Here is a 3,219-nt window from a genome sequence, read left to right on the forward strand (position 1 = left end):
ATTAATCCTGATTAGCGTCAGTCAAAAACTACTTAACCGTCTTCTCCGTCAAAAATGGCAACTGCTGCCGATGACGGAACTTTAACGAAGACAGGAGACAGGAGACAGGAGACAGGAGACAGGAGACGGGAGACGGGAGACAGCTATCAGGGATCAGATTTGAGTTTTTAGTTCACTGTTTACTGATCACAGCAAAAAGCGTTTGACAAAAGCTCACGCCGAATCTGACGGAGTAACTGCTGACGGCTTGGATGTGTAATTAATTTTGCTTAGGTACTTATAAAAATATTAACTTTTACGAATTTAGTGGACAAAACCATCAGCTTATGATAGATTTTAATTAGTGTGAGGAGCGAACCAGAATAGAGAGCCGAGACGAAACATGGACAGTCGCCGGCTCTCTTTCTGTTGTTCAGGAATTATCTTTTTCTTGGCGATATTTAATAAAAGTGGGCAAATCAACTCGAAAAGAGGAATATTTCGGGGAAGGAGAGATGATAGGTGCCGGCCAATCCCTATCTTTCTTATTTAAGGATTCTACTGGCTCAATTGTCTCTAATTCCGCTAAAAACTCATCCATGGGAGCCACTTCATCCCTTTCTTGATTCTCTGTCTGAGACCAAGGCTCGATCGCGGCTGCCTTGGCGACAATGGCTAAATCCGGGGGAGAATTGCGATCGCTACCGCGCTGGAAATACTGAGCCAAGGCCGCTTTATACTGGAGGGTGTAGCGTTGCTGACGTTGAAGACGGGTGCGTAATTCCTGTAATTGCTGGTCATAGTTGCACAGTTTTTGGCTTTTTTCCTGATAACTTTCCTGAATTAAGGCACATTCTCGCTCTAAACGGGCTAATTGTTGACGCGTGCGGGTCAATTCTGCGGTCAAATTGGCAATAATCATCGGTTGCCGTTGTTCTGCTTGACGATACTGTTCGATTTCTCCTAAAGCTCGCTGTAATTGTTGCTTTTCGTATTGCAGTTCCTCGTTTTGCTGCTGGATTAGGGTATCGCAACTTTGCAAGCGACGATGTTGCTCGGCTAACCGCGATCGCAGTTCTGCGAGAGCTTGCTCCCGTCGCCAGATCTCCGCTTGTAATTCTTGATTTTGTTGACGTAAATGAGAGGATAGAGCCGGCCAATCTGTCTCATCTGTTGATTGACTCTCATGCTCGACAATTTCAGCAGTAATGACAGTATCCGCATGGGTGAGATGATCGAGGTACAGGTCGGAATTATCGTTCATAAAAGCCAAAGGATGAGGAAACCTAGAAGTTTAGAGACGTTAAAAGCCTTCTATCGTTCCAAAAAAAAAATGGGAACCGCATTGTTAGAGACTGCCGCGCGGTTCCACTGCCGATCCTTAAGAGGAGAACACTATATATAACTATAAGCTTATTAGGAATTTTTGTCAATACTTAATGAGAATTTTTTTCAATAAGTTGGGGGAGAGGGGAATCGACTAATACCAAAGGTTCTTCGTTACTTGGTATGATTCGATAGGGGGGCATAAATCGACTAAATCCTTATCTGGTAAGAGACTTAATTGATTAGTTCGCTCTAGATCACAAACAATTGACAAAAATCGCTAAATGCCTTTCTATATAAGGGTTACATCCCTTATAACCCCCGTCTATTGCATAACACCAACCGAAGAGCCATACCAAATCCGTTTTTAACAGTATGATTAACTCCCAATCTAACTTTAAAAATCCGCTCCCCACACCCCACACCCTACACCCTACGAAAAACTTTTTGCCGCAAACCCTAGATATCTATTGACACAAGCGCCGGTCGAGCAGGTTAGCGGCTCGATGTGCTTCAATAATCCTATAGTTTTTATTTTCCTTGTCGTATCATGCCACGTCCCCCGAAGAAAACCCCTAGCACCCCTGAACCCCCCGAAGAGCCAATTAAAACCACTCCTCCTCTACAACCTCTACAAATTATTAAAAAGGGTTCTAGGGCTGCAGTACCCCCCAAACCCCCGGAAACCCCTCCAGAAATAATTGAGGAAAAACCAGCCGAGGAAACGGTAAAATCAGTCAGTAGTGAGATAAAATCTCCTCTCCGTCCCCGTTTCGATTCGGCTCCTCCATTCCGAAAACCAATTCCCAAAGCAGAAATTCCCGTCATCGAAAAAGCGACGGGAGCTAATGGCGAAGTATTTAATCTGACCGATTCTGTCCTGATTACCGAACCTTTTGGTACTCGTATTCCTGCTATTATCGATAGTTTTTATGCCGATGATCAAGGCGAAATCTGGGCGCGACTCAAACCAGTGGAAGTTAATCCCGATTGTCGCTGGGAACAGGCCTGCATTCGCTCTCAGGGTTTGGTAAAAGCCGAGTAAAACAGTTATCAGTTATCAGTTATCAGTTATCAGTTATCAGATTTGAGTTTTAAGTGTGCAGTATTAACAAGTAATTTATAGCGTTTCCTGTTCGCAAGAGGTACACTACCGATGTTGAAAAGCTTAATTAGCAAAGGTTTAAGTGTGCCACACAGGTGTGAGAACCGCAATAGATAATGTCTCTTGCATGATTAATTTTTGAGGGTTCAAAAACGTCAAAAATAAGGATTAAATGGCATAAAATCCGTAAATAGACTATTTAATTGATTATTATTCATTCTTAATTCTCCTGACTACTGACTTCTAATACTAACAACTTTTTGATTTTTACAAGAAGTCCAATGATTTGGTATTCTCAAAAGGTTTACTAGCTATGGTATGATTAAGGGCAGTTTGTTAGACTATGATATTTTTCATGATAATCTGTTTTGATCTGATATCATGTTGAGTAAAATTCACGCTCTAAATTTGGGTTTAAATCATGATAACTACACTAATCGAACGAGAAGCAGAACCAATTTTAATTAGTGACTTAACCTGGAGAGAATTTCAAGCTGTTGAACAGCTAATCGATCGCCCAGGGTTAAGGTTATCTTTTTTAGATGGAGTTTTGGAGATTAGAAAAATGCCAGGGAAAAAACACGAAACTATCAAAAAACGTATTGCTTCTTTAGTAGAAATTTATTTAGAATTTTTGGGATTAGATTTTACTCCTACTGGTTCTGTCACCCTAGAAAATGAATTTGAAAAGGTTAAAAGAGAAGGTGATGAATCTTATGAATTGGTAGCAAATAGAAAACATCCTGATTTAGTGATTGAGGTGGTTGTTAGTTTCCTGTTTTTTCCCTGGCATTTTTCTAATCTCCAAA

At 41.2% G+C, this 3,219-nt stretch carries 3 protein-coding genes and 1 pseudogene; 3 read left to right on the forward strand and 1 reads right to left on the reverse strand.

Going from position 1 to position 3,219, the window contains the following annotated elements:
- Positions 1-85, forward strand: a pseudogene (locus tag O9290_RS00245) (DALR anticodon-binding domain-containing protein); the annotation flags it as partial.
- Positions 86-412: 327 nt separating this feature from the next.
- Here the strand turns inward: O9290_RS00245 and O9290_RS00250 are convergent.
- Positions 413-1,243 carry a hypothetical protein gene (locus tag O9290_RS00250; RefSeq protein ID WP_002756806.1) on the reverse strand — a complete coding sequence of 277 codons (831 nt, stop codon included), beginning with the start codon at positions 1,241-1,243 and terminating at the stop codon, positions 413-415.
- A 612-nt stretch (positions 1,244-1,855) separates the two neighbouring features.
- On the opposite strand from O9290_RS00250, the gene O9290_RS00255 reads away from it, so the two are divergent.
- Both O9290_RS00255 and O9290_RS00260 read left to right on the forward strand, forming a co-directional pair.
- Positions 1,856-2,350: a hypothetical protein gene (locus tag O9290_RS00255; protein ID WP_002738874.1), complete on the forward strand. Its 495-nt coding sequence runs from the start codon at positions 1,856-1,858 to the stop codon at positions 2,348-2,350.
- A 481-nt stretch (positions 2,351-2,831) separates the two neighbouring features.
- Positions 2,832-3,219 (forward strand): PDDEXK family nuclease (locus tag O9290_RS00260; RefSeq protein WP_288086572.1); only part of this gene is annotated, 388 nt, incomplete at its 3' end.

Origin of the sequence: Microcystis sp. LE19-41.2A (assembly GCF_027530405.1) — a bacterium.
GTDB lineage: Bacteria > Cyanobacteriota > Cyanobacteriia > Cyanobacteriales > Microcystaceae > Microcystis > Microcystis aeruginosa.